The following is a 21,994-nucleotide window of genomic DNA, read 5'->3' on the forward strand; positions in this document are numbered from 1 at the left end:
CGGTAGGCGCCTCCATTATCTTTCCTCGTAATTCAAACATCTTTCTTCCTAAATCAAACCCGAAGCTTCAATTCAGACCTCTGACCATTCAAGAACTTCAGCAAAACTAACTTCTTAAAATTCCAAAAATAATTGCATTTCATCGCTATTTACCGACGTAAATTCGACATAAGCCTCATTTTACACTTCTCATCATTCTCGTTAGTTCCCAAAATGCACATTCAACTCTATTAACAGAACGTTGTTAATTATAAACTGAGTGCATTACTAGAATCTAATTGATAACATCATATATAACGTTTTGTTAATATATAACATTTTGATTTTAGCTCAGGATGAGCCCATTTTGTTTTAGGGAGAAGTACACGTGTTATGTCATTTAAGCAGGCGATTCGTAGCCTTATTGTTGGGTGCTACGTCATTTACTGCTTTTGCCGCGTCTATGGCTAGCTATCCGGAAGGGTGGCAGGAATGGCCAGTTGTTAAAGAGTCACAAAACCTACCTGCAGACACGATTCTGCCTCCAGACACCTCATTGTTTATTCAAGAATCTGTTCGTGCTTACAGTTGGATTAATAACGGACAAGGATCACCACTTACGATCCGTGTGAATCCGAAAAAGATTGAACAGTACAAAACCCATGGTCCATACACAGATGGTCCTACGGCAGTCGCGATTTCCGAGGTCGATGGCATTGTTTGGGTAACAGAACACATCGGTGGTATGGCGATTTATGGAAGTTACGATCGTCAGGGCAAAGATATTAGCCACACACATCCCTCATTAGAGCCTTCATTTTGCCAAAGTTGCCACACCACGTATCAAGACATTTGCATTAATGGTACCTGTGCTGAGCCAGTTTTGGGCGTTTATAAAGATAAGCAGTAGTTTATTGTGAGTAATCGAGTTTTCGGCTGGTTGACGATTAACCAGATGCTATTTGTTTCGCATTTGGTGTTGGTTCTGTCCATCATTCTAGGTCTGTCTTTCACTCGTTTTCAGAGCGAATGGAACATGCGTATTGAGCATGCCGCCACCATGGCGAAAACTCATCTTTCTTCTCAAATGACTTTCCTTTCGGGATCGATTGCGGGTCGCAATTACGCTAACTTGATGATGCCATCGACTAAGGCCAATTTGAGCGCGATAGACGATCTGCTCTTTATCGAAATTTCCGGCGTTTCCGATTACAAAACCCAGACAGTTGCTGTCCGTTACTTGGCGGAGTCCAATCAGGTGTGGCGTATCGATGTGAGCGACCTTGAAGTCAATGTCTTAAAAGACCAAAAGGGCAACTTAGTTCGAATGTTGTCCATGACGCCAGAAAAAGACGAGATTAAGCGTAATAAGCTGCAATATTTGATAAACAAGACCAACGTTGATTTAGAGGCGTTGCAAGCGAGTCAGTTACTCAATCGTAATACTGAACTGCCTTGGAATAAGGACTATCTGCGCCAGACGGATTTTTACTACGATTCGACACTGTCGGTACTTCACGTCTGTTTACCGCTACGCAATATTAATGGCGGTTACATTTGGGCAGTGCTAGATGCAAGTGACCTCGATACTATTAAAGTCACCTTGATTAAAGAGCTGATCAACGAAGCCTTGATTGCCGCGCTTATTTCAATGGTACTGATCTACATGGTGACAATGTGGATTGTGAGCCCGCTTAAACGCTTGTCTCAATCAATGAAAAAAGACATTGAGAAGATCGATCAATCACACATTCCGGAGATCAAACGCTCGGATGAAATCGGCGAACTGGCTCGTTCATATTCAAGCTTAATTACCAAAATAAAGAACCAATTAAGGGTGCTTCGCCAGCAAACTGATACCGATACCTTGACTGGAATCGGTTCTCGCTATTTGTACAAGCGCAGTGCGCCTGTCTTTGTTCATGAAACGCTGAGTAACATGAAGTACGCCTGTTTCGTCTTGTGTGATATCGATAATTTCAAAAAGTTTAATGATACTTACGGGCACACCGAAGGGGACAACGCGTTATGTGATGTTGCGGAAGTCTTCCGTTCTCATTTAGGCAAAGACCAGCCCTCGTTTCGTTTAGGTGGCGAAGAGTTTGCTTTGCTTGTCTATGGCAATACGTTAGAGGTGTTGAACTCCAAAGTTGAACACTTAAGACAAGCGGTCGAAACCCTCGCCATACCACACATCAAAAACCTTCCTTCTGAAGTCGTAACGATTTCCGTCGGAGCGGTTCCACTAACTAGAGCCGCGTCTCATCCTAACTTGAACGACTGCGAGAAGGCACTTGAACAGGCCTTTGAAGTTGCCGATAAGAACCTATACGCAGCAAAAGATAAAGGACGAAACGTTGTCATTATGGCGGAACCCATCACGCTGTAGATTTTAGTTTCATTGTATTTAATTCTGCCACTCGGCCATTTAAGACCAAAGAAGAGAAAGGAGTCTCGATGCACAACATCGGAGAGGATAAGCATACCTGTCGCCCACAAACACGCGTCTGGGTTGATACAGACATCACTATAGGCCATCACGACGGTTTTAAGCTGTGTGATGTTGACGATGGCTACGCGCTAGGATTATTGCTCAGAAGCCAAGAAGTCGACATCGTTGGCGTGAGTTCCACACTTGGCAATTGTGATGACATTAAAGTTACTACGGACATCGCTCGCTCTTTTATTAGCCAGTTTGGTCCAACTTACCTCAGCGTTTCTCAAGGAAGCGCCACTTACTTTGATTCTGCCGAAGATATTCCGCCAGCGGTGAAAGACCTTGCTGCTCAACTTGAGCAAGAGCCTTTGACTATTCTTGCTATCGGTGCACTTACCAATATCGCCTTATTGATTCGTCATTTTCCGGAACAGGCCAAAAACATAGAAAAGGTAGTTTGTGTTGCAGGCAGACGAAGCACCGACCAGCATTTTGTTGCCGGAAAGCGTCAACCAAGGCCGTTTCGTGACCTGAACTTTGAGGTGGACCAAACCGCATTTCAAGTACTTCTTGATAGCGACGTTCCGGTGACTTTAGTCCCGTTTGAAGCCTGTGCTCAAGTTTGGGTCGATTTTAAAGAACTTCATAAGATGAGCCATGGCAGTAGTCTTAGTCACTTCTTAGAGTCGCATTCCATTGCATGGTGTACTGAGTGGGAAGTGGTGTTTGGTTCTAAAGATGGCTTTATTCCTTTTGATATGGTGGCCGCGGCCTATGTGGTGAATCCAGGGTGGTTTGTTTCTCACGCTTGGAAGTCCAAGGTGGAGATCGCAGCAAGTGATACGGACAAACACAAAGAGAAAGCTTATCTGGTTTGCAACGAATCGATAGAGCAGGGGCGAGAGGTCGACTATGTGGTTGAAGTATCGCCAGATGCTGAACCGGAAATGCTTAAGCGTTTAGCGGAGCGTGACATTGGTGCATTTGTACTTGGGTTATCTCATATCAATATCATTGTCGATGATGTTGATAAGGCGGCTGATTACTACCAACGAGTACTTGGTTTTGAACGCGCACTTGATGCTCAGGGGCAAAAAATGGATTACCGCGGCGTGAGTATGGCCGAGTTTAACCAAGATGCAGGTTTAGCTGGACAAGACGTTGTTGTTGACGTGCTGTTTGTGAAGCATCCGTATGCGTCGGTTTATCTGGAGCTGATGAAATACCATTCGCCTGTTGGTGCGACGGCTATACCGCCACAACCAAGAGCCTATGATCTTGGTGGTCCTCGACATATTGCACTCGAAGTTTCAAACTGTGGTGAGGTATTTCGATACTTAAAACAGCAAGAGGGGGTCACTATGATTGATGAGTCTAAAAGTTACCACCCAGAAAAATTGAATGGCTTCCCGATCACCTTTTTCTATTGGATAGACAAATACGGCATTCAATGGGAGATGGAAGAAGGGCGTAGAGTAGGGACATCACGCGGTATTATTTAGCGTGACCCTATAAAATCCATTCAAATGTGATTAAAAAGCAAGCGGTTATTCGCTTGCTTTTTCTTTGTTATGAAGAAATGTGACAAATATGTTGAGTTCATTTCGGCTGGATTACATAAATTTTGTTTAAATTACGAAAGCAAAGGTTTAAACGCTGTTTAAAAACTGCTCCTACCCCTTTAGGGTAGTTTAATTCCGTAATTGATTTACATCATGTATTAATTTTCTTTCACAATTAACAATGCGCTCAGTGATAAGAACCTAACCCTTAGGAAGTACAATGAGCAAGTTGAAGCTAGTAGTCATCGGTAACGGTATGGTAGGCCACCGTTACATTGAAGACTTAGTCGAGAAAGCTGATATGTCTAATATGGACATTACGGTTTTCTGTGAAGAACCTCGTGTCGCATACGACCGTGTGCACCTTTCCTCTTACTTTTCTCACCATACTGCAGATGAACTTTCTTTAGTGAAAGAAGGCTTCTACGAGAAACACGGTATTAACATGCTGATCGGCGAACGCGCGATTAACATCAACCGTGAAAACCGCATTGTTTACTCAAGCACTGGTCGCGAAGTTCAATACGACAAGCTGATTCTTGCTACTGGCTCATTCCCATTTGTTCCACCTATCAAAGGTCACGAAAGCAAAGACTGTTTTGTTTACCGTACTATCGAAGATCTTAAAGCGATCGAAGCGTGTGCGAAGAAGAGCAAATCAGGCGTTGTTGTCGGTGGTGGTCTGCTAGGTCTTGAAGCTGCGGGCGCATTGAAAGCACTAGGTGTAGAAACACACGTTGTTGAGTTCGCACCAAAGCTAATGGCTGAGCAACTTGACCTTGCTGGTGGTAACCAACTTCGTCAAAAAATCGAGCGTATGGGTGTGAACGTTCACACCAGCAAAAATACGCTTGAGATTGCGGCAGTAGGCACAAACGCACGCAATGTTATGCGTTTTGCTGACGGTTCAGAGCTAGAAACAGACTTCATCGTATTCTCTGCAGGTATTCGTCCACAAGACAAACTAGCACGCCAAATGGAGCTAGAAGTGGCACCTCGTGGTGGTGTTGCTATCAACGACCATTGTCAGACTTCTGATGAGAACATCTACGCTATCGGTGAGTGTGCGTCTTGGAACGAAATGTTCTACGGCCTTGTTGCTCCTGGCTACAAGATGGCGACAGTTGCTGTTGATCACCTTCTAGGTAACACAGAAAGCAAATTCGAAGGCGCTGACATGTCTGCGAAGCTGAAACTTCTTGGCGTGAAAGTAGGTTCAATTGGTGACGCGAACGGTCGTACTGAAGGCTGTAAGAGTTACGTTTACCAAAACGAAGAGCAAGAAGTTTACAAACGTCTTATCGTTTCTGAAGACAACAAGAAACTGCTTGGCGCGGTTATGGTTGGCGATACGTCTGACTACGGCGACCTGCTTCAACTTATGTTGAACGAAATCGACCTACCAGAACACCCAGATGCGTTGATCCTTCCTGCACACGCAGGCGCTGAGAAACCAGCACTAGGTGCAGACGCTCTACCAGAAAGCGCAGTGATTTGTTCATGTTTCGACGTGACAAAAGGCAAGATCGCACAAGCGGTTGCTGATGGTCACCACACATTGGGCGACATCAAAGCAGTGACTGGCGCAGGTACAGGCTGTGGTGGTTGTATCCCTCTAGTGACGTCTGTTCTAAATGCTGAGCTTGCTAAATCGGGTATCGAAGTGAAGAACGACGTGTGTGAGCACTTTGCATACTCACGCCAAGAGTTGTTCCACCTAATCCGCATTGAAGAGATCAAAACGTTTGATGAGCTGCTAGAGAAATACGGCAAAGGTTACGGCTGTGAAGTTTGTAAACCACTTGCTGGTTCTATCTTGGCTTCTTGCTGGGGTGAGCACATTCTTAAGCCACAACTGGTTAAGCTGCACGACACGAACGATAACTTCCTAGGTAACATCCAAAAAGACGGTACTTACTCTGTTATCCCACGTATGGCGGGAGGTGAAGTAACACCTCAAGCATTGGGTGCGTTAGCGAACGTTGCTGAAGAATACAACCTATACACCAAAGTAACCGGTGCTCAACGTATTGGTCTGTTCGGTGCTCAAAAAGACGATCTTCCAGAGATCTGGCGCAAGCTTATCGACGCTGGCTTCGAAACAGGTCAAGCGTACGCAAAAGCACTTCGTATGGCGAAGACATGTGTGGGCTCAACTTGGTGTCGTTACGGCGTTCAAGACTCTGTTGGTCTGGGTTCTTACATCGAGAACCGTTACAAAGGCATTCGTACCCCTCATAAGATGAAGTTCGGTGTTTCTGGTTGTACTCGTGAGTGTGCGGAAGCACAAGGTAAAGACCTTGGCATTATCGCGACTGACGCAGGTTGGAACATGTACGTATGTGGTAACGGCGGCATGAAACCTCGTCACGCAGACCTACTTGCAAGTGACCTAGATAAAGAAACGCTAATCAAGCACATCGACCGCTTCATGATGTTCTACATCCGTACTGCTGCGCCACTACAACGCACATCAGTTTGGATGGAAAACATGGAAGGTGGCGTTGACTACCTACGCGAAGTGATTGTTAACGACAAACTTGGCATCAACGCTCAACTAGAAGCTGACGTAGCGAAGCTTGTAGACGAGTACGAGTGTGAGTGGACTGCGACCATCAACGACGAATCACAACTGACTCGTTTCGCGCACTTCATCAACTCTGACAAGCGCGATGATAACGTTGTGTTTGTACAAGAGCGTGAACAACACCGCCCAGCAACCTTCACGGAAAAACACCCTGAAGCGAAAGGCGATATCCTACACGTAGCGATCACTGAAGCATAAGGGAAGGTTGATTATGTCATTTGAAAAGATTTGCCAAATCAGCGACATCGTACCGGGCACGGGTGTTTGTGCACTGGTTGATGGTCAGCAAGTTGCGGTATTCCGCCCAACACAAGCAGAAGAAGTGCTGGCGATCAGCAACACTGACCCGTTCTTCCAATCAAACGTGCTTTCTCGCGGTTTGATTTGTGAGCACCAAGGCGAGCTTTGGGTGGCTAGCCCACTTAAGAAGCAACGTTTTAACCTGACAACAGGTGCGTGCATGGAAGACGAGCGTTTTAGCGTGAAAGCGTACAAAACGCGCGTAACCAACGGCGAAGTAGAAATTTCTGCATAAGCTTGGTTGCCATTCCCTCCTCTAAGGGGGAGGGAATGAACCGAAATCTAGATTTAATAGGTAAAGGCTTTCCGTGGTTCATCTGCGGGGACAGGGAAGCTAGGTGTTACTCAGCGGCAAGCCTTTCTCTATTCAATCTTTAATTTTTAACTTTCACTTTTGAATAAGGACACATTCATGTCTACTGATTATAAGCCTGCAGAATTCGTTCAAACCATGATCAACGTGGGTGAAGCGAAAACCAACACTAGCACTCGCGACTTGTTACTTCGCGGTACTATGGCGGGTATCATCCTATCGCTAGCGGTTGTTGTTGCTATTACCACTATGGTTCAAACCGGTATTGGCATTGTGGGTGCGCTTGTCTTCCCAGTTGGTTTCGTGATTCTAAGTGTGATGGGTTACGACCTAGTAACCGGTGTTTTTGGTCTAGCGCCTTTGGCTAAGTTTGCAAACCGTCCTGGTATCACTTGGGGTCGTATTTTCCGTTGTTGGGGTCTTGTAGGCTTGGGTAACCTTATCGGTTCTCTAATCGTTGCTTACCTAGTGGCTATTTCACTAACAGGTAACTTCTCTCTAGAACTGAACGCAGTAGCGAAGAAATTTGTGGCTGTTTCTACCGCGCGTAGCCTTGGTTTTGAAAACATGGGTATGGACGGATGGATCACGTGTTTCGTACGCGGCATCTTCTGTAACCTAATGGTGTGTCTTGGCGTTATCGGCAACATGACAGCACGTTCAGTGTCTGGTCGTGTAGCAATGATGTGGTTCCCAATCTTCATCTTCTTCGCGCTAGTATTTGAGCACACAGTAGTAAACATGTTCCTATTCCCACTAGGTATGATTCTAGGTGCTGATTTTGGTATCGCGACTTGGTTGAACTTCAACCTTATCCCAACCATCCTAGGTAACATTGTTGGTGGTCTAGTAATGACTTGTATTCCACTGTACCTAACTCACGCTAAAACTGCGCCTTCTATCAATGCTGAAGAAGAAGTAAAAGCACAACCTGCAATGGCTAAATAACCATTAACGGGTAATTCGCTTAATATGGTCCCGCTTCTGGATGGGCGGGACTGTTCTCTAACTTGGATTTCAATTTTTAACTTTCACTTTCGCGACATATTTTATTGGTTTAGCTATAAAAAGTAATAACTCCTTAGAGTGGTTTTAACCCTAAGTGCATAACGCGAGTGTTACTCTTTATATCTAAATTTTTCGATAGGCGTTGATATGACTACTGCTCACTCATCTTTAAACAGCGGCTTTGTTTCTCTTGTTGGTGCAGGTCCAGGTGATCCTGATTTGCTCACAGTAAAAGGCTTAAAAGCCATTCAAGCGGCAGAAGTGGTTGTATACGACCGATTGGTGTCGAAAGACATTCTTGAATTGGCTCACGCATCAGCAGAGATGATCTACGTAGGTAAAAAATTAGACTTTCACTGTGTGCCTCAAGATCAAATCAACCAAATCTTGGTGCAGAAAGCGCAAGAAGGTAAGCGTGTTGTGCGTCTGAAGGGCGGTGACTCATTTATCTTTGGCCGTGGTGGTGAGGAGCTAGAAGAACTAGCGGAATTTGGTATCAAATACGAAGTGGTTCCGGGCATCACAGCAGCTGCTGGCGCAACGGCTTACGCTGGTATTCCATTAACACACCGCGACCATGCGCAAAGCGTTCAATTCATCACTGGTCACGTACAAAAAGATGGTCGTGAGATTGAGTGGCATTCACTGGCGCAATCCAACAACACGCTTGTGTTCTACATGGGTTTGAAGCAAAGCGGCCACATTATGGATAAGCTGATCACTCACGGCTTAGACCCTGAGATGTCATGCGCCATTATTGAAAACGGAACGCGCCCGGAGCAGCGCGTGTTCCAAGGAAAGTTGAACGAGCTATCGAACATGGCAGAGCAAGCCGTGAGCCCAGCATTGATTGTGGTTGGTAGCGTTACACAGCTGCACAACAAATTGGATTGGTTCGGCAAGTAGCCGAAGACTTAATCTTAAGCATTAGATCGCGCAAGGGCTGCGTTTCTGCTGCATCTCTCTTTTACGCATTGGCATTTCATCAATCAGATTGTTGATGAACTGCCAATCGGTCTTCGCTCCCCAGCGGTGTTTCTCTTCACCATCTTTACCTAATAGAATCGCCGTGTGTTGGCCTTGTTTCACTTCGTAAAGTTTGGCTAACATTTTCAAATCAAACTCTTCTTTAAGCCATGATGGTTGCGTGTAACCGTCTTCGGCAATAACGAGCGTAATAACGTCACGGTCTTCTAGTTCACATTCATTCATCAGTGCTTCAAGCAAAAACTGCTTAACGTGGTCGTCATTGGCAGGGGCGAAATACAGCACGCTGCGGTGCGGCCAATACTGAGAGTGCGCTGGATATCCAAATGCAGCACTTGATATGAGGCATGAAAGCAACAGGGCAATGGTCGTCTTGTTCATGGCTTCACTCCTTGAAACTCGAATATCAAGTTATACGATAAGTTTAGTGGAATTAGCTCATTGTGCTTTGAGCCAAAGTGGCATAGGGTATGCGACAAACAAATAAAGCGTATTAAGAACATGAATTCGGATAGCAACAAACAAAAGATCGCAATCTTGGTCGATGTACAAAACGTGTACTACACCTGTCGTGAAGCGTACCGCAGCAATTTTGATTACAACCAGTTTTGGTATGTTGCGACACAAGGGAAAGAAGTGGTGAGCGCACGAGCTTATGCTATTGCGAGTAACGACCCTAAGCAGCGCCAGTTCCACCATATTCTTCGTGGTGTCGGATTTGAGGTGATGTTGAAACCTTACATTCAACGCCGTGACGGCAGTGCGAAAGGCGACTGGGATGTGGGTATCACGCTAGATGCGATTGAGATTGCGCCGGAAGTGGATGAAGTGATTCTGGTATCTGGCGATGGTGATTTCAGTTTGTTGGTGGAACGCATTCAGCAACGCTTCAACAAGAAAGTCACTGTCTATGGCGTACCAAGGCTCACTTCTCAAACCTTGATTGATTGCGCGGACCATTTTGTTGCTGTCGATGACGACTTTCTTCTTTGATTCTCGCTTGCGCTAGAAATAGGCAAAAGAAAAGGGCGAGTCACTTCAGGCTGTACGCAAACGTACAATGCCTCGCCCCTTATTTCTGATTTAGATGATTTACGAAGGAATGATCATTTGTCCTAGTAGGTAACCCAAACAACACGCACCAATCACACCGATTAAACCCACAGACATGAATGAGTGGTTGAAGTACCACTTACCAATCTTAGTTGTACCTGAGGTATCGAAGTTCACAGTCGCGATATCTGAAGGGTAGTTTGGAATAAAGAAGTAGCCGTAAACAGCAGGCATCAAGCCGATAAGCAGTGCTGGCTCCAAACCTAAACCTAAACCGACTGGCAACATCATACGCGCTGTCGCTGCTTGAGAGTTCACCACTACGGATACGATGAATAACGCAAGTGCGAACGTCCAAGGATAGTTGGTTACCATCTCTACGATGCCGGATTTAAATTGAGGCATAGCGTATTGGAAGTAGGTATCTGACATCCATGCAATACCGAAGATAGCAATCGCCGCCACCATACCTGACTTGAACACTACGCCATTTGGTACATCGCGAGGATCGGTCTTAGTTGCTAGCAAAATGATACCGCCGAAGCAGAGCATCATCATTTGAATCACAACGGCCATACTGATTGGTTTTGCACCTTCAACGATGGTACGAACCTCAGGCCACATCGCAATAACGACAATCACAAGAATCGATAGGATGAACAGTAGAACGGAGTTGCGCGCACTCGACGGTAACACTTCGTCTAATGATGTCGCAGTTGTGTTTAAGATCTTGTCACGCCAAACCGGATCTTTTAGGCGCTCTTGATACTCTTCATCGTCTTCTAACTCTTTACCGCGTTTTAGGCTGTATAGAGACATCAACAAGGTACCGAACAAGGTTGCTGGCACAGTAACTAACAAAATAGAAAGTAGGGTGATCTCGTGTTGGATATCAGACAATTGCGCAAGGTAGTAAACCACAGCTGCTGAAATTGGTGACGCAGTAATGGCGATTTGAGAAGCAACCGATGCTGCTGCCATTGGACGTTCAGGACGAATGCCGTTTTTAAGTGCAACGTCGCCAATGATTGGCATGATAGAGTAAACCGCGTGACCAGTACCAAGTAGGAAGGTCATAAAGTAAGTCACGAACGGCGCAATAAGAGTGACGCGTTTAGGATTCTTACGTAATACGCGTTCTGCCACCTGCAACATGTATTTTAAGCCACCTGCGGCTTCAAGAATGGAGGCACAAGTAACCACCGCGAGGATGATCAGCATTACGGTCACTGGTGGAGACGTTGGAGGCATCTTGAAGATGAAAACCTCAATGACCAAACCAATACCAGAAACGACACCAAGACCAATGCCGCCATACCGTGAGCCGATATACAGCATCACGAGCAAAAATAGAAACTCAAGATACAACATGTTTAATTTCCTTATTAGAAACAGGGACTTCTATTGTTTCGGTATTGAAGGAAAAAATACTTAGCCTTGTTCACATTCCGTTTTATAAGAAACAGCAATGTCCAATAATTGGGAATAACTCACGCTGAGCCGTGTCAGTGTTAATAGTGGTTTGAAAGGGTGTTGAAGGAATGTTTGAATCGTCGTCAGCTAAGGTTACAGCGGTCCATTTTGGTGCAAGGATTTTCAGTGGTTTTGAGCGCTTTTTGGCCTAGATGATAATTTAAACGATAGGCGTTAGATTTTCAGGCGACTTACATGCCAAGTTAACCTTGGTTAAAATAAAAAAGCCGCGTTATGCGGCTTTTCTTTTATGCTTCGTCAGTTGTTTGAGCTTCTTCACTCACTTGCGAAGTTTGCTCAGCTGCTTTTTCTTCAGCTTCCATCTTCGCGCGCTCTGCTTTTGAGATATAGCGAGGCTTGTTGCTCTTATGAAGCTTTGCATTTTGTTTTTTCAACTTCGCTTTTAAGATCGAATTGATTTTCTTCTTGCGGTTCATGGTGTTGGTCCTTTAATTTAGCGGGGCAGGATAGTGATTTTTCCACCAAGTTACAAGCCTAATGGATCCCTTATGAAAACACTTATTACAGAACGCCTGACACTTCGTCTTGTTAGTGTAGAAGATGCGCCGTTTATTTTAGAACTCTACAATCAGCCTGACTTTTATCGCTTCGTCGGTGACAAGCAAATTCGCACCTTGGAAGAAGCAAAACGCTACATTCAAGACAACATGTTAAGGATGCAAGAACTCAAGGGCGTCAGTTTGCTGGTGGTAGAAACCAATCATGATAAACAACCTATAGGTATTTGTGGTTTGGTCAAACGCGACACATTAACGGCGTTTGATATTGGTTACGGTTATCTACCTAGCGCTTATGGCAAAGGCTACGCAAAAGAAGCAGCGAGTGTCGTGGTCGATTTTGCTCGGGACGAGATGAACATAGAAAACTTGGTCGCCATCACCAATAATGACAATAATCGTAGTATAAGTTTGCTAGAAAAATTGGGTTTTCAGTTTGAACGTGTCGAGCAGACTTACGATAATGGCCGTACATTGCAACTCTATACCATGACGTTGTGACCCGATAAGCGGTAACTAAAGCTTTTTGGTTAGTGCCTTATTGTTAAGGTCTCTGAGCCAAAGCTGCTTTAGATTGAGGAAAGAATGAGCGACATTTTATTAGGCAAACTCGCCACAGAATTTAAAACCGTTAAAGCGATGGTGGAGGTTTACTGTAAAGACCACCACGGCACCAAAGGTGAGTTGTGCGCGGAATGTCGCGAATTATTAGAATACGCGGAAGTACGGCTTGATCGTTGTCCTTACGGAGAAGACAAGCCGACTTGCAACAAATGTCCGATTCACTGTTACAAGCCTGAGCCGAAAGAACAAATGCGCTTAGTGATGCGTTACTCAGGGCCGAGAATGTTGCTTAAGCATCCAATCTTGGCAATTCGACACTTAATGCATGAGAAACGCGAGGTGCCTGAAAAACCAGCAGCCAATGCGTCGAATCGCCACAAACGGATGAGTGCAGAGCGCGAGGCTAAGAAATCCTAGTCAACATAAGAATTAAGAAGTTGTCACGACCGTTAAGTTCTTAATCCAATACTTTTGTGTGTATCTGCGGTAACACAATGCCAATTTCACGACTTCTTCGGCGATCATAAGCGCATAAACGTATTTGAATTCCCAACCTAATACAAACGCCGCAACTGCACACAAAGGTAGGCCTGTCATCCACATCGCGATAAAGTCCATGCGTAAGCAAAAGACGTTATCGCCACCCGCACGAATAATACCGTTGATGATGATCATGTTAAGCATGCGAAGCCAAATCGCGCTGCATAAAATCACCACCGCAGGCGCTGCAAGTGGGTAAAGTTCAGGGTTGTCTAAGTTCAAAGCAGCAATGATTAATTCTCGGTTTAGTAGCAGTAACGCACCAATAGAAATACCAAACACAAACACCGCTTTGATGAAGAAGCTTGCCATGTGTTGAGCTTGTTCAAAAGCATCACGCCCTAACGACTGCCCAATCATCACTGAACACGCGACCGATATACCGAAGAAGATGGAATAACACAGCGACTCAAATGGGCCCAACATGCTGAATACCGCAAGTTCTGTCGTGCCCATGTGACCAAAAATCATTTGATACACCATGGTGCCAATAGCCCAAAGTAGAGCACCTAAGGTCATTGGTAGCGCCAAGCGGCGGTAAGAGAGCCACAAAGAAGGGCGCTCAGAACCTTCTTTCACTTCCAATAACCAATGCTTACGCCAACGCATGTAACCAACCATTGCCAGCACTTGGAACAGGCGAGAAATTGTTGTTGCTAGAGCCGCACCCGCAACCCCCATTGCTGGTACACCGAAACCACCTTTGATGAGCCAGAAGTTCAGTGCGATATTAAGAACAATCGTCACCGCGCCCATAAGTAAAGGAGTGACAGTGTCACCTGAAGAGCGCATGCTAGCTTCTAAAACAATGATGATATGAGTGAGTAACAGAACAGGAAACGCATACCAAAGGTAGGTGGAGCCGAGTTCGATGACTTGCGTATCGTTGGTTTGTAGACGCATGATCAGTTCGCTACCGACTGTGATTATTAGGGTAACAGGAATCAAGACTTTTAAACCAAATCGAATCGCAATCCCGGTGACGGTTTTTGCGCTTACTGCGTCATCACGTCCCCAATATTGAGCCACGAGCGTACCATTTGCAGACGCCAAACCTGCCATGATCATAATCGCGACAAAATGCCATTTTGATGCAATTCCCACAGCTGCGGTTGCTTCTTTACCAAAGTCACTAACCATGAGAACATCAGCCAAGGCAAGAATAGCCACCAACGCACTCTGGATCGCGACAGGGAAACCCAAGCGGATGATCTGCTTCAGTAGCCCGCTAGATAAAGAGTTGTCGCTGTTTTTGATGCCAATGTTGTTCGTCATAGTTACTCCTCGAAATTTGTGAGGAATATAAAGCCAATAGGGACAGAAATACATGTGCGAAAAACCACAAAACCTGTGCGAATCCGTCATCGAACAATTTGCCATCAAAACAGAGTGGCACGACGATGTGCATTTAGCTCCTGCATGTAAAGAACGATTCCTGACTCTAACTGAAATCCCCGAATGGAAACGAGCTGATATCTTTATGGCGGGGTTGGCTGAATTGCGCGATGGTTACCATGTCGAGCGAGATAAAGTGGGCGTTCATACCTTGCTGTTTACTATTGAAGGCGGCGGTGTTTTGATTACACCGGATTTCGTTAAAGAAATTGAGCCTTATACGCTGACTATTTTGCCCGTGGATACGTGTTTTCGATTTGAAATGAATCCAAGCAAAGGGCTCTGGAAGATGGTTTGGCTTCTGCCACAAAATACAGAGGCTTGGCAGCATCTCTCTGACTTGGGGCAAACCGTGGTGCCGTTTAGGGGCTCTGAGCAGGTATGGTCATTGATGACCTTACTCTATAACGAAATTGGAGGAAGAACGGGGTTTCGTCAGTTGTTGATCAGTGAAGTGCAACGATTGGTAAAAAGTGTTGAAACCCCAATCAGTACGTCGCTATCGCGCGTTCAAACACTCTTTAACGAAGTTGAAGGTCAGTTACACTTGCCGTGGACCATTGCCGAAATGGCAAAGCAGTGTTTTATCAGTGAAGAGCAGTTCAATCGTTTATCTAAACAGCTTTTCAATATGAGTCCGAGAAGCAAGTTAATTGAGCTTCGTATGCATAAGGCCGCAGACTTATTGCAGTATCCAGCTTGGTCAGTCGCTATGATTGCCAACCGATTGGGTTATCGCGATCCTTACAACTTCACTCATCGATTTAAAAAGTTCTACGGCACTTCGCCAACCCGCTATCGCAAGAGGTTACTGGAGAATCAAAACTAATGAGTCGTTCTGAGTCCTAATGAGCGAATAAATAGAGAATTCAGAAACAAAAAAACGAGGGCATTGACCCTCGTTTTTGTTTGTCTTTTTGCAGAGGTTTAAATTACAAACCCGCAGCCATTTGATGCTTTGACTTGGTCGCAGCGATTAGCATGTAGATGCAAGTTGCAAGCAATGCTGCGAACAGGTAACCCAACAAGCCGTGGATTTGACCCATGAACTTATCAGCAACCACCGGGCCTGCTACCGAGCCTACACTGTAGCTGAACAGCATGACTTGCGTTGCAGACACGATGAAACGCTCGTCCAAACCTTCACAACCCAGGTTAATTGCAATTGGGTATAGTGCGAATGTTGCCATGCCCAATAGGAACAGTGCTGTTGCCAGTACTACCGCTGACGAAGAAACGAAGGTCAGACCGATAGAGAAAATACCAAGGATACAGAAGAACGCCATTAGCACTGTACGTGCCATGTACTTGTTTAACGTAGTCACCATTGGTTGAACCAGCATGCCGCCAAGGATCACGAGCGCCATTAGAGTGCCAATGTCTTGGTGGCTGATTTTGCGGTTTGCAAGCTCAACAGGCATCAAACCGTAAATCGCACCTAAAGTAAGACCAGACACTACACAACCGATGATCGCAGCGTGGCTTAGTTTAGAAATTTGTTTAAACGACAGTGCAGTTGATTCATGGCTGTTTGGTTGTTCACAATCGATGAACAGTAGCACTAGCATTGCCATTAAGATCAGTGTTGTGATGGCAATAAAAGGAACACCGCCGCTCACACCAAGGATACCGATACCAAACTGACCCAGTGCAGAACCGCCGTATAGTGACAGCATGTACAGGCTCAAGCGTTTAGCGCGTGATGCTTCATCACCAGACATTAGCCATGATTCAACAATGACAAATACGCCAGCGACCGCAATACCTGCGATAAAACGTGCGACAAGCCATACCATGCCGTTAGGAATAATAGGCAGTACGATGATCGTTAGTGAGAATGCAGCTAGGCTACCTACAAACGCTTTACGGTGACCAACGTTGCGAACAATACGCTCAAAGAACATTGCGCCGATCAATAGACCGCCATAGAACACACTCGCCAACCAACTCGCGTAATCAGCAGAGATGTTGTATTCACCAAGCATAAGAGGGATCAAGCTCATCAAATAGCCTGACGCCACTGCATAAAGAGACAGTGCTACGACAGGAACTGTGACTCGTGGTGATGCTGCAGGAATGGCTGTGTTTTCCAATGTTTTGCGCCTATAAGTTAAGTAAAAATCAGGGGTTATTCGGCGCGAATATGAGGCTAATTAATAGGCAAGTAAAACGATATATTTGAGTCGTTTCGACAAAAGAAATTTATCGAAATTCTATGGGGAAATGCTGCATAAAAACGCCAGCCTGTAAGCGAGGCTGGCGGAAGGGTTTATTTGCTAAGTGCTTGATTTAACCATTGATCGAATTGAGTCTTCGGTAGGGCACCGTTGATCATATCCACGCGCTGGCCATTCTTAAAAACCATAATGGTTGGGATGCTACGAATACCAAATTGAGCGGCAAGCTGCTGTTGCGCTTCGGTATCAATCTTGACAAAACGAGCGTTTCCGGTCTGTTCTTGTGCCACATCCGAGAAAACAGGCGCAAAACCAACACATGGATTGCACCATGGTGCCCAAAAATCCACCACAACTGGCGTGTTACTTTCTAGCAGCGCCGAGAAGTTATCGACAGTGCCTTCTATCGGTGCGCCATCAAACAGGGCGTTTTTGCATTTACCGCAACTTGCAGCTTCTGCAACTCGCTCATTAGGGACACGATTTAAACCGCCACAAGACGGGCAACGAGTTTTAAACGATGACATGACTTCTTCCTTTATGACAACTTGATGAAAACATGACTTACCAGTCAGCCTCATAATTTGTATACTTATTTTTTAGCCTGCCGAATTATAAGACGGCAAGTCTGTATTTGGACCCGAACAGGTTCTAAGAAATTTCATTAAAATACAACAATAAATAGGTCTGCGATGACAAATTACTACGCTGAAATTACTGGTTGGGGAAAATGTCTTCCACCAGCCACGCTCTCTAACGATGACCTTAGCACTTTCCTTGAAACTTCAGATGAATGGATTCGCACCCGTACTGGTATTGAAAACCGTCGCATCAGCCACGTAAACACGTCTGACATGGCAACGGTAGCCGCGCAACACGCGATGGCTCGTGCAGGTGTAGAAGCGAGTGACATCGACCTAATCATTGTTGCGACATGCTCTCCTGACTCTCTTATTCCAAACATTGCTTCTAAGGTTCAGCAAAACCTTGGTATTCGCTCTGCTGCTGCATTCGATTTAAACGCGGCATGTACTGGCTTCGTGTACGGCCTAGAAACAGGCACACGTTTGATTCAATCGGGCAACTATCGAAACGCAATCATTATTGGTGCTGAACGTCTTTCTTTCTACATCGACTGGGCAATGCGCGATACTGCTGTACTGTTCGGCGATGGTGCAGGGGCCGTTGTTCTGACTCGTACAGAGCAAGAAACAGGTCTACTGCAATCGCAAATTGGTTGTGATGCAAAAGGGCGCGACATCCTTTCCGTACCTAAGTTTGGTACATGCATGGACCGCTTTGCGGAAGACAACGGTTACTGGGACTTCAACTTTGTAGGTCAAGAGATCTTCAAACGCGCCGTAAAAGGCATGGGTCTAGCGGCGAAAACAGTTCTGAAAGCTTCAGAACTAACCACAGATCAAATCGACGTGGTAATCCCGCACCAAGCAAACATCCGTATTATCCAAACGCTGTGTGACCTTTCTGGTATCCCACAAGAAAAAGCGTTTGTGAACATCCAAAACTACGGCAACACTTCAGCAGCAACGGTGCCAATCGCATTGTGTGAAGCGCTAGAACAAGGCCGTGTTAAGCCTGGCGACAACATGTTATTAGCAGCGTTCGGTGCTGGTCTAACATGGGGCGCAGCTGTATTGAAGTGGGGTGACCGTGTAACGCCTGTTGCTGAAAGTGACGCTGCATTACCTGAGAGTGACAAGTCAGCACTTGAGCTACTAGAGCGTGCAATTAAGCTTTGTAATGAACGCCCACGTGGTGAAGACGCATAACTAGCGCTAGCGGCTAACTGGTCAAAACAACTAACAAGCAAAAGGGAGCCTAACGCTCCCTTTTTTGTGCCTATCTCACACGTGTTAAGACATAAAGGCGTTACGACATAAAGCCGAGATTTGATGAAGAGAAGTTTCGGATGTTGGGGAACACGTAATCCAACGCTGCGCCATCGGTAATGCCCATCCATTGAGCTAGCGTTGCACCCACTTGGTCAGTACCGATTTTCGGAATCAAACGTCCTTTCGAGTAATCATCTTCGCCATCCAATACCAATTCAGGCCATGTTCCAATTGGCTTCGACCCGTTAACCGCGCCACCCATAATAAACTGATGTCCGCCCCAACCATGGTCGGTACCGTTACCGTTGTTTGTCATGCGGCGACCAAAGTCAGACATGGTAAATGTAGTGACATTGTCACGCATTCCAAGTGCATCGATTGCTCGATACAAGGCAAACAGGTTTGTCGCCAAGTCTCCTAATAATGCAGGGTGTTTCGACAGTTGCGAATCATGAACGTCATAACCAGTATGTTTAACGAAGAACACCTGCTGCTGTTGATTCAATTGGCTCTGGCTCGCAATCAATTTGTAGACCGTCTGCATTTGCTTACCGAGCGTGGTAGAGGAAAACAGCGGTGCATCTTCTACATTGTGCAGTTGCTCTGCTAATACGCCGCTCATGGTCATAGACTCATCAACCATCAGATTAAAGTGGCCACTGAATGGATTATTAGGAGAAGTCGCCAAGAGTTGGTCATAGACCTCTTTGTAAAGTGGGTTGCCAATCGCGCTCAGCTGAACAGCTCGGTCTTTCTTAAGTACGGTTTGTCGGTGTTCAAGTGAACGTAACCACAAGGAATCACCATGAACACTGTACAGCGGCGTAATCTCTGAGTGTGAGCTCATGACATCAAGCATTCTTCCTGCCCAGCCTAGGTTTGTGAACGTGTTCATGCCGCCTCGCATTAAGGTGTTGCTTTGCGAGTTGTGAGAAAAGAGCTGATCAGGTAAAGCAACCTCACCAGATTCAATCATCTGTTTCGTCATGGGTTGCTCAAGGACACCACTGTTAAGAACGACAGTGGCATCACCGTTATCGAACATTTCAGCCAGTCGCGCTAACTTTGGATGCATACCCAAGGGTACTGTATTGCCTTGGTTGTCTGTGGCATTTAGCCCAATAGGGATGATGCTGTTTTTGGCAACAGAGAGTTTGCCTCTCACATTGGCATATTGGTCGTAATGGAAGTCGGACAAGGGCAGGAACGTATTAATAGCATCATTACCGCCAGACAAATACACACAGATAAGTGCACGAAAATCATTGGTTGGTGAAGCCATTGCGTAACCCGGTAAACCCACGGAAGCCATAGCACCCAAAGAAGCCGTACTTTTCATAAAATTGCGTCGTGAAAGTTTCATAATTCGCTCCTAATTTTGAATGTAGAATTCGCTGCCAGAAATCGCGGTGAAAATCACTAAGGCAAGTTTGGTGGTGGGAACATAATTGGTTTTGTATTTGTTGAGTGCGTTGTGCATGATTTGTTTTAGCTGCGGAGAAGCCGTGCCCGCAAAGAAACGCACATCGATGGCCTCAACCAATGCCTCATGTTCATCAAGCAACTCGTACAACTCAGTCATATCCAATGAGTAAGTCGAGCCAGAACCTTTACGTACGCTGTAGAGCATGAAGTTAACCAACTCTGTATATACCGACCAATCCAATAGTTCATACTCCGGTGAAACCATTCCGGTAAACACAAAGTCGGCTGAAGGCTGATAATCGGGCGAATAGAAGTTAAACACAGAAGGTGACCTTAATGGTCCTTGATTGGCGATGTTCATCAAGGAGACCGCGCCATCGTAACGTGCAGCGTCGAGTGTAAAGCCCGCCGCGCGATGGAAATTAGTGAGCACCAAGATTGGCTCTTTTACTTTTATTGGGCGAATGGATGTTTTCCCGCGAGCCTCATCATCGAGTAAGATCGCTCGAATGACGGCATTCATATCACCCTTCACATCATTGCCGTTGTTATTGAACACGGTTGCAACTCTTGCAATGTATTCTGGTGTTGGATTAGAGGTCACAAAGCGTTGGATGAGCAACTTAGAGACAAACGGCCCGATATTGTCGTGACTCATCAAAATATCAATGACACGTTCCAAATCTTCTTCGGCGGTCAGTCCCGCAGGGATCTTGCTACCGAGTACGTGTTTTTCACCAATGTCGTGGCGGTTTTTAATCACGCGCATAGGCTTCACAAACGCGGTGTCTGACTTGTTCCAACCCGTCAGCGCGCGTGCGAGTTCTTGTATGTCTGTTTGTGTGTAGGTCGCGAGCGCATGCCCAGTGTCTAAATCGTATTTGACGCTGCCGTCTAAGTTCAATTGATACAAACCGATGGTGAACAGTTGCATCAATTCACGAGCAAAGTTTTCATCTGGCAGTGCACCTGTCGCCGTGTTTGCTTTTGCGCTTCCCATCATTGACAAATAGTTTCCCATGGCAGGGTGCATAGCGGTTTTTAGCAACAAGTCACGATAGTTGCCAAAGGCATTTTCGACCAGTAAGTCATAATAATTGACCAGACTTTCCGGCTTGCTACCTAGTAGGCCGCCATATCGGGATACGACGAGCACTTGGCTAAGAGCAAAGGCCATTCTTTGTCTGAGTTGATCTTCCGAAGTGAGGACGATTTGATACCAAGCGTTTTCTCGGTTTGCTTGTGCCCCTTTACTAAAAGGCGTGAAGTAAAGATCACTGTGATAAGTAGGAGGGAGAAGTATTTGTTCTGTAATCCAATCCTCGTAATTGGTTTGGTTTATTTGGTCGATTAAAGCAGGAGTTGGACCAAACGTGGTTTGATATAGAAAGCGTGCAGTTGGTAGATCTGGGTCGTCTTCGTCGGCCGATACTGGTCCTACAAAAAACAACAGCATGGCAACAAAACCTAGCACCCAACAAGAAATCTCATTCTGTTTCTGACGTCTCATAGTTAACTCGCTTACCCAAAGGAACGACTTAAATCCATTTAACGGGAGTAAAATGAAGCTCATAGTGAGCTGTAAAATAAAGTAACGAAATCAAGCAGCTGCAGAGCGGAGTATAGACGGGAAAATTCACTAACAAAGTATGATTTCTCAGAAAATAATCTGGATTGAAAAACGTAGGCTCACGTTTGGTTTGATAAATAACTGATAGATAAGCGCCAAAACTGCCTAGTTAAACTTCAAATTAATTATGAAATTTTTAAGCAAGCTTTCATGTTTTGCCTGTTTTTATCATTCGAACACTCAATGGTGGGCT

20 protein-coding genes are annotated in these 21,994 nt (G+C 45.5%); 12 read left to right on the forward strand and 8 right to left on the reverse strand.

The genetic code is table 11. The features are described from left to right. The first annotated feature begins 442 nt into the window (after positions 1-442). The 7 genes from KIT90_RS17230 to cobA all read left to right on the forward strand — a co-directional run bounded on the left by KIT90_RS17230 (position 443) and on the right by cobA (position 9,092). On the forward strand, positions 443-889 hold the full coding sequence (locus tag KIT90_RS17230; RefSeq protein ID WP_005440991.1) for a hypothetical protein: 447 nt from the start codon (positions 443-445) through the stop codon (positions 887-889). 126 nt (positions 890-1,015) lie between these two features. Beyond that, positions 1,016-2,368, forward strand: a complete 1,353-nt coding sequence (locus KIT90_RS17235) for a sensor domain-containing diguanylate cyclase (protein ID WP_080637386.1) — start codon at positions 1,016-1,018, stop codon at positions 2,366-2,368. A gap of 68 nt (positions 2,369-2,436) precedes the next feature. Further along, positions 2,437-3,918: a nucleoside hydrolase gene (locus KIT90_RS17240; protein WP_285377757.1), complete on the forward strand. Its 1,482-nt coding sequence runs from the start codon at positions 2,437-2,439 to the stop codon at positions 3,916-3,918. A 280-nt stretch (positions 3,919-4,198) separates the two neighbouring features. Continuing rightward, positions 4,199-6,763 (forward strand): nitrite reductase large subunit NirB, encoded by a 2,565-nt coding sequence (gene nirB / locus KIT90_RS17245; RefSeq protein WP_285377759.1) that lies wholly within the window; start codon positions 4,199-4,201, stop codon positions 6,761-6,763. Positions 6,764-6,776: 13 nt separating this feature from the next. Then, the gene (gene nirD, locus KIT90_RS17250) at positions 6,777-7,100 is read left to right on the forward strand and encodes a nitrite reductase small subunit NirD (protein WP_005387969.1); all 324 of its coding nucleotides are present in this window, start codon (positions 6,777-6,779) and stop codon (positions 7,098-7,100) included. A gap of 177 nt (positions 7,101-7,277) precedes the next feature. Continuing rightward, the gene (locus KIT90_RS17255) at positions 7,278-8,126 is read left to right on the forward strand and encodes a formate/nitrite transporter family protein (RefSeq protein ID WP_005427050.1); all 849 of its coding nucleotides are present in this window, start codon (positions 7,278-7,280) and stop codon (positions 8,124-8,126) included. 207 nt (positions 8,127-8,333) lie between these two features. Further along, on the forward strand, positions 8,334-9,092 hold the full coding sequence (gene cobA / locus KIT90_RS17260) for a uroporphyrinogen-III C-methyltransferase (protein ID WP_122070326.1): 759 nt from the start codon (positions 8,334-8,336) through the stop codon (positions 9,090-9,092). Between the two features lie 21 nt (positions 9,093-9,113). On the opposite strand, the gene KIT90_RS17265 is transcribed toward cobA, so the two are convergent. Then, positions 9,114-9,554: a DUF4174 domain-containing protein gene (locus KIT90_RS17265; protein WP_005440978.1), complete on the reverse strand. Its 441-nt coding sequence runs from the start codon at positions 9,552-9,554 to the stop codon at positions 9,114-9,116. A 120-nt stretch (positions 9,555-9,674) separates the two neighbouring features. Between KIT90_RS17265 and KIT90_RS17270 the strand changes: the two genes are divergently transcribed. Continuing rightward, positions 9,675-10,166, forward strand: coding sequence for an NYN domain-containing protein (locus KIT90_RS17270; protein ID WP_005440975.1), 492 nt, complete (start codon positions 9,675-9,677; stop codon positions 10,164-10,166). A 99-nt stretch (positions 10,167-10,265) separates the two neighbouring features. Here KIT90_RS17270 and KIT90_RS17275 read toward each other — a convergent pair whose 3' ends face one another. Then, positions 10,266-11,597, reverse strand: a complete 1,332-nt coding sequence (locus tag KIT90_RS17275; RefSeq protein WP_009705346.1) for an anaerobic C4-dicarboxylate transporter — start codon at positions 11,595-11,597, stop codon at positions 10,266-10,268. 350 nt (positions 11,598-11,947) lie between these two features. Next, the gene (locus KIT90_RS17280; protein ID WP_020196844.1) at positions 11,948-12,136 is read right to left on the reverse strand and encodes a DUF2986 domain-containing protein; all 189 of its coding nucleotides are present in this window, start codon (positions 12,134-12,136) and stop codon (positions 11,948-11,950) included. Positions 12,137-12,208: 72 nt separating this feature from the next. Here KIT90_RS17280 and KIT90_RS17285 point away from each other — a divergent pair, with 72 nt between their 5' ends. After that, on the forward strand, positions 12,209-12,718 hold the full coding sequence (locus KIT90_RS17285; RefSeq protein WP_285377763.1) for a GNAT family N-acetyltransferase: 510 nt from the start codon (positions 12,209-12,211) through the stop codon (positions 12,716-12,718). Between the two features lie 84 nt (positions 12,719-12,802). After that, positions 12,803-13,198, forward strand: a complete 396-nt coding sequence (locus tag KIT90_RS17290; protein ID WP_020196846.1) for a nitrous oxide-stimulated promoter family protein — start codon at positions 12,803-12,805, stop codon at positions 13,196-13,198. Between the two features lie 12 nt (positions 13,199-13,210). Here the strand turns inward: KIT90_RS17290 and KIT90_RS17295 are convergent, their stop codons facing one another. After that, entirely contained in the window at positions 13,211-14,596 is a 1,386-nt protein-coding gene (locus KIT90_RS17295) for an MATE family efflux transporter (protein ID WP_039839218.1), read from the reverse strand. A gap of 52 nt (positions 14,597-14,648) precedes the next feature. Here KIT90_RS17295 and KIT90_RS17300 point away from each other — a divergent pair, with 52 nt between their 5' ends. Continuing rightward, the gene (locus tag KIT90_RS17300; RefSeq protein ID WP_132697232.1) at positions 14,649-15,545 is read left to right on the forward strand and encodes a helix-turn-helix transcriptional regulator; all 897 of its coding nucleotides are present in this window, start codon (positions 14,649-14,651) and stop codon (positions 15,543-15,545) included. 103 nt (positions 15,546-15,648) lie between these two features. Here the strand turns inward: KIT90_RS17300 and KIT90_RS17305 are convergent, their stop codons facing one another. Next, positions 15,649-16,809: an MFS transporter gene (locus tag KIT90_RS17305; protein WP_132697234.1), complete on the reverse strand. Its 1,161-nt coding sequence runs from the start codon at positions 16,807-16,809 to the stop codon at positions 15,649-15,651. 176 nt (positions 16,810-16,985) lie between these two features. Further along, a complete protein-coding gene (trxC, locus tag KIT90_RS17310; RefSeq protein ID WP_005443913.1) occupies positions 16,986-17,420 on the reverse strand; it encodes a thioredoxin TrxC in 435 nt (144 codons plus the stop codon). Positions 17,421-17,585: 165 nt separating this feature from the next. On the opposite strand from trxC, the gene KIT90_RS17315 reads away from it, so the two are divergent. Continuing rightward, on the forward strand, positions 17,586-18,683 hold the full coding sequence (locus KIT90_RS17315) for a ketoacyl-ACP synthase III (protein ID WP_045414204.1): 1,098 nt from the start codon (positions 17,586-17,588) through the stop codon (positions 18,681-18,683). Between the two features lie 100 nt (positions 18,684-18,783). Here KIT90_RS17315 and KIT90_RS17320 read toward each other — a convergent pair whose 3' ends face one another. Next, on the reverse strand, positions 18,784-20,109 hold the full coding sequence (locus KIT90_RS17320; RefSeq protein ID WP_285377766.1) for a DUF1501 domain-containing protein: 1,326 nt from the start codon (positions 20,107-20,109) through the stop codon (positions 18,784-18,786). 9 nt (positions 20,110-20,118) lie between these two features. Next, positions 20,119-21,681, reverse strand: coding sequence for a DUF1800 family protein (locus KIT90_RS17325; protein ID WP_285377768.1), 1,563 nt, complete (start codon positions 21,679-21,681; stop codon positions 20,119-20,121). Positions 21,682-21,994: the final 313 nt, after the last annotated feature.

The sequence above is a fragment of the Vibrio sp. B172a genome (assembly GCF_030248355.1).
Classification (GTDB): Bacteria; Pseudomonadota; Gammaproteobacteria; order Enterobacterales; family Vibrionaceae; genus Vibrio; species Vibrio owensii.